Source organism: Corynebacterium sp. 11A, from assembly GCF_008930935.1.
In the GTDB taxonomy this organism is placed as follows: Bacteria; Actinomycetota; Actinomycetes; order Mycobacteriales; family Mycobacteriaceae; genus Corynebacterium; species Corynebacterium megadyptis.
Map to the genome: position 1 here is coordinate 1 of NZ_PQMR01000022.1, position 5,465 is coordinate 5,465.

A 5,465-nucleotide genomic window follows, 5' to 3' on the forward strand; every position below is an offset into this window, starting at 1 on the left:
TGTTGTTTGAGAACTCGATAGTGTGCCAGCTTTGTTTTGTTGATGTGTGCTGCTTTTGTTGTGGTGTGCGTGTTTGGTTGTGTGTGGATCAGGTGCCCTTGTGATTGGGGTTTGTTTGGTCGCATGTGATTTGATGCGTGTGCTGTTTTTTAGCAGTGTGTGTTGATGATTTTTTTGGGGGTGGGTTTTCCTCGTCGGATTCTGCCCCCTTTTGTTTTTTGTTTTTTTTGCTAGTTTTGGGCTTTTCACGGAGCTTGTAGCTTTTTTCTGATTACACCTTTGTGGTGTTTTTGGTTTTTTGTGGAGAGTTTGATCCTGGCTCAGGACGAACGCTGGCGGCGTGCTTAACACATGCAAGTCGAACGGAAAGGCCTCAGCTTGCTGGGGTACTCGAGTGGCGAACGGGTGAGTAACACGTGGGTGATCTGCCTTGGACTCTGGGATAAGCTTGGGAAACTGGGTCTAATACCGGATAGGACCATCGTTTAGTGTCGGTGGTGGAAAGATTTATTTTGGTTCAAGATGAGCTCGCGGCCTATCAGCTTGTTGGTGGGGTAATGGCCTACCAAGGCGTCGACGGGTAGCCGGCCTGAGAGGGTGATCGGCCACATTGGGACTGAGACACGGCCCAGACTCCTACGGGAGGCAGCAGTGGGGAATATTGCACAATGGGCGCAAGCCTGATGCAGCGACGCCGCGTGGGGGATGAAGGCCTTCGGGTTGTAAACTCCTTTCGGTACCGACGAAGCCTTTTTGGTGACGGTAGGTATAGAAGAAGCACCGGCTAACTACGTGCCAGCAGCCGCGGTAATACGTAGGGTGCGAGCGTTGTCCGGAATTACTGGGCGTAAAGAGCTCGTAGGTGGTTTGTCGCGTCGTCTGTGAAATCCCGGGGCTTAACTTCGGGCGTGCAGGCGATACGGGCATTACTTGAGTGCTGTAGGGGTAACTGGAATTCCTGGTGTAGCGGTGAAATGCGCAGATATCAGGAGGAACACCGATGGCGAAGGCAGGTTACTGGGCAGTTACTGACGCTGAGGAGCGAAAGCATGGGTAGCGAACAGGATTAGATACCCTGGTAGTCCATGCTGTAAACGGTGGGCGCTAGGTGTGGGGACTTTTCATGGTTTCTGTGCCGTAGCTAACGCATTAAGCGCCCCGCCTGGGGAGTACGGCCGCAAGGCTAAAACTCAAAGGAATTGACGGGGGCCCGCACAAGCGGCGGAGCATGTGGATTAATTCGATGCAACGCGAAGAACCTTACCTGGGCTTGACATGGACAGGATCGGCGTAGAGATACGTTTTCCTTTTTGGCTTGTTCACAGGTGGTGCATGGTTGTCGTCAGCTCGTGTCGTGAGATGTTGGGTTAAGTCCCGCAACGAGCGCAACCCTTGTCTTATGTTGCCAGCGCGTTATGGTGGGGACTCATGAGAGACTGCCGGGGTTAACTCGGAGGAAGGTGGGGATGACGTCAAATCATCATGCCCCTTATGTCCAGGGCTTCACACATGCTACAATGGTTGATACAACGCGATGCGAGCCTGTGAGGGTGAGCGGATCGCTTGAAAGTCAGTCTTAGTTCGGATTGGGGTCTGCAACTCGACCCCATGAAGTCGGAGTCGCTAGTAATCGCAGATCAGCAATGCTGCGGTGAATACGTTCCCGGGCCTTGTACACACCGCCCGTCACGTCATGAAAGTTGATAACACCCGAAGCCCATGGCCTAAGCCTTTTTGGTGGGGAGTGGTCGAAGGTGGGATTGGCGATTGGGACGAAGTCGTAACAAGGTAGCCGTACCGGAAGGTGCGGCTGGATCACCTCCTTTCTAAGGAGTTTTTGTTTTGGTGTCATGGTTATAGGTGACACCGCTTCTGTATTTAGTTGAAATTCCTGTATGGAACATGCGCGATCGTGAATAGATGCGCGCGCCGCAACTGTGAGTGGTTGACGAGCATGTCGGCAAAGTTTATGCGAAGTTGGTGCATTGTTGGGTGTCTGAGGCAACATGGTTGTCTTGTGGGCATACCAGGTTATCTACTACTGCTTGTGTGGTGGTGGGTGGTTGGTGTGTGTGTTGTTTGAGAACTGTATAGTGGACGCGAGCAATTTTATTGTGTTTGTTCTTAGTGTTTTTTGATTGTTTGTGTGTCTGTTTTTTATTAAGGGCGCACGGTGGATGCCTGGGCATCGTCAAGCCGATGAAGGACGTGGAAGGCCGCGATAGTCCTCGGGGAGTTGTCAATCGAGCGTTGATCCGAGGGTGTCCGAATGGGGTAACCTAGCACATGCTTTTTATGGTGTGTGTTTCCTTGTGGTGAATGTATAGCTACATAGGGGGTGTACGCGGGGAAGTGAAACATCTCAGTACCCGTAGGAGAAGAAAACAATAGTGATTCTGTGAGTAGTGGCGAACGAAAGCGGATGATGGCTAAAAGTCATGCGTGTGATACTCGGCAGGGGTTGCGTGTGGCTGGTTGTGGGGCATGTGTGTTGGTGATACTGCCGTGTCATCTCGATTGTTGGTGTGTGTGAGGCGAAGTGGTGTGGGATCACCTACCGTAGACGGTGAGAGTCCGGTAGCCGAACATATGCATCGATGGTTGTGTGCGTGTTCCCGAGTAGCAGCGGGCTCGTGGAATCTGCTGTGAATCTGCCGGGACCACCCGGTAAGCCTGAATACTTGGCGTGACCGATAGTGTATGAGTACCGTGAGGGAATGGTGAAAAGTACCCCGGGAGGGGAGTGAAATAGTACCTGAAACCGTGTGTCTACAATCCGTCAGAGCCTCTTTTGTGGGGTGATGGCGTGCCTTTTGAAGAATGAGCCTGCGAGTCAGCGGCATGTCGCGAGGTTAACCCGTGTGTGGGGTAGTCGTAGCGAAAGCGAATACTAACTAGTGTGTTTAGTGGCGTGTCCTGGACCCGAAGCGGAGTGATCTACCCATGGCCAGTGTGAAGCAGCTGTAAGAGGTTGTGGAGGCGCGAACCCACTTAGGTTGAAAACTGAGGGGATGAGTTGTGGGTAGGGGTGAAAGGCTAATCAAACTCCGTGATAGCTGGTTCTCCCCGAAATGCATTTAGGTGCAGCGTTGCGTGTTTCTTTGCGGGGGTAGAGCTACTGGTTGGTTGAGCGGGACTATCATCTTAGCAACATCAGCCAAACTCCGAATACCGCGAATGTTATAGCGTGGCAGTGAGACTGCGGGGGATAAGCTTCGTAGTCGAGAGGGAAACAGCCCAGATCGTCGGTTAAGGCCCCTAAGAGTGTACTAAGTGGAAAAGGATGTGGGATCGCGAAGACAGCCAGGAGGTTGGCTTAGAAGCAGCCATCCTTGAAAGAGTGCGTAATAGCTCACTGGTCGAGTGGTTCTGCGCCGACAATGTAGTGGGGCTGAAGTACACCGCCGAAACCACGACAATGACATCTTTGTGTGTTGTTGGGTAGGGGAGCGTCGTGCATGCGGTGAAGCTGTGGCGGAAGCTTATGGTGGAGTGTGTGCGAGTGAGAATGCAGGCATGAGTAGCGAATGCAAGGTGAGAATCCTTGCCGCCGGATGATCAAGGGTTCCTGGGTCAAGCTCGTCTTCCCAGGGTGAGTCGGGTCCTAAGGCGAGGCCGACAGGCGTAGTCGATGGCAAACGGGTTGATATTCCCGTACCCGGTTATATGCGACCAATGATGATGCAGTGATACTAACCACCCAGAATCACCTCTAACACGCCTTTCGGGGTGTGTGGTGTGTGAGGATGCGTGGGGCCTGATCTGTCGTAGTCAAGTGATGGAGTGACACAGAGTGGTAGCCACGCCAACCGTTGGTTGTGTTGGTGTAAGCGTGTAGTCCGTGTTCTAGGTAAATCCGGGACACATTGAAGGGTGAGGCGTGATGCGTACCCACTTAGTGGGGATGGTGGTGATCCTGTGCTGTCGAGAAAAGCTTCTAGCGATGTATATGGCCGGCCCGTACCCCAAACCGACACAGGTGATCGAGTAGAGAATACTAAGGCGAGCGGGTGAACTGTAGTTAAGGAACTCGGCAAAATACCCCCGTAACTTCGGGAGAAGGGGGACCCTACACGGTGTACAAGCTGTGTGGTGGTCGCAGAGTCTAGAGGGAAGCGACTGTTTACTAAAAACATAGGTCTGTGCGAAAACGTGGAAGTTGATGTATACGGACTGACGCCTGCCCGGTGCTGGAAGGTTAAGAGGACCTGTTAGACCCTTTTGGGGTCGAAGCGGAGAATTTAAGCCCCAGTAAACGGCGGTGGTAACTATAACCATCCTAAGGTAGCGAAATTCCTTGTCGGGTAAGTTCCGACCTGCACGAATGGCGTAACGACTTCCCTGCTGTCTCAACTACAGGCCCGGTGAAATTGCAGTACGAGTAAAGATGCTCGTTACGCGCGGCAGGACGAAAAGACCCCGGGACCTTCACTACAACTTGGTATTGGTGTTCGGGTCGGTTTGTGTAGCATAGGTGGGAGACGTTGAAGCATTAACGCTAGTTGGTGTGGAGTCGCACGGTGAAATACCACTCTGACCGATTCGGATATCTCAACCTTGGCCCATGATCTGGGTTGGGGACAGTGCCTGGTGGGTAGTTTAACTGGGGCGGTTGCCTCCCAAAGAGTAACGGAGGCGCCCAAAGGTTCCCTCAGCCTGGTTGGCAATCAGGTGTTGAGTGTAAGTGCACAAGGGAGCTTAACTGTGAGACAGACATGTCAAGCAGATACGAAAGTAGGGACTAGTGATCCGGCACCTCATCGTGGATTGGGTGTCGCTCAACGGATAAAAGGTACCCCGGGGATAACAGGCTGATCTTCCCCAAGAGTCCATATCGACGGGATGGTTTGGCACCTCGATGTCGGCTCGTCGCATCCTGGGGCTGGAGTAGGTCCCAAGGGTTGGGCTGTTCGCCCATTAAAGCGGCACGCGAGCTGGGTTTAGAACGTCGTGAGACAGTTCGGTCTCTATCCGCCGCGCGCGTTGAAACTTGAGAAAAGCTGTCCTTAGTACGAGAGGACCGGGACGGACGTACCTCTAGTGTGCCAGTTGTTCCACCAGGAGCACGGCTGGTTAGCTACGTACGGACAGGATAACCGCTGAAAGCATCTAAGCGGGAAGCCCCTTTCAAGACCAGGTTTCTTTTGAGGTACCCCAGAGATGATGGGGTTGATAGGCCAGAACTGGACGCACAGTAATGTGTTCGAGGTGACTGGTACTAACCCACCAACAAAAAACACACACGCAACACACGAAAAACAACAACAAGCACGAGTAAAGCCGCACGCGTCCACTACACAGTATCTGAAACAACACAAACCCACACAAAAAAATGTGTCGGTGGTTATAGCATCGGGGACACGCCCGGTCCCATTCCGAACCCGGAAGCTAAGCCCGACAGCGCTGATGGTACTGCACCCGGGAGGGTGTGGGAGAGTAAGTCACCGCCGACCTAAAACTTCACA

The 5,465-nt window shown here is 52.8% G+C and carries 3 rRNA genes; all 3 read left to right on the forward strand.

What is annotated here, in order from left to right:
* Positions 1-297 precede the first annotated feature (297 nt).
* The 3 genes from GBB18_RS10565 to rrf all read left to right on the forward strand — a co-directional run bounded on the left by GBB18_RS10565 (position 298) and on the right by rrf (position 5,453).
* Positions 298-1,826 (forward strand): 16S ribosomal RNA (locus GBB18_RS10565).
* A gap of 324 nt (positions 1,827-2,150) precedes the next feature.
* Positions 2,151-5,242: ribosomal RNA gene (locus GBB18_RS10570) — 23S ribosomal RNA — on the forward strand.
* A gap of 94 nt (positions 5,243-5,336) precedes the next feature.
* Positions 5,337-5,453: ribosomal RNA gene (rrf, locus tag GBB18_RS10575) — 5S ribosomal RNA — on the forward strand.
* Together the 16S, 23S and 5S rRNA genes form the textbook arrangement of a ribosomal RNA operon.
* The last annotated feature ends 12 nt before the right edge of the window (positions 5,454-5,465 follow it).